The sequence below is a fragment of the Vibrio crassostreae 9ZC13 genome (assembly GCF_000272045.2).
GTDB classification, from domain to species: Bacteria; Pseudomonadota; Gammaproteobacteria; order Enterobacterales; family Vibrionaceae; genus Vibrio; species Vibrio crassostreae_C.
On record NZ_AJYZ02000041.1, the window covers coordinates 89389 to 89644 of the forward strand.

Here is a 256-nt window from a genome sequence, read left to right on the forward strand (position 1 = left end):
AGGGTTTATTTCTTTTAAGAATGAAAGTCCTTGTATTGACTAAGTTGATACTAAAACCGTGCGCTCTTAGCTCAGCTGGATAGAGTACCTGGCTACGAACCAGGCGGTCGGAGGTTCGAATCCTCCAGGACGCGCCACTATTTAGGGCTTCTTTCTTATAAGAACAGAAATCCTTGTATTGAGTTGTTGTTTACAACGAATTGATACTAAAACCGTGCGCTCTTAGCTCAGCTGGATAGAGTACCTGGCTACGAAC

At 43.8% G+C, this 256-nt stretch carries 1 tRNA gene; it reads left to right on the forward strand.

Annotation, left to right across the window (positions count from 1 at the left end):
* Nucleotides 1-60: 60 nt before the first annotated feature.
* Nucleotides 61-137: transfer RNA gene (locus A136_RS14880), tRNA-Arg, on the forward strand.
* Nucleotides 138-256: the final 119 nt, after the last annotated feature.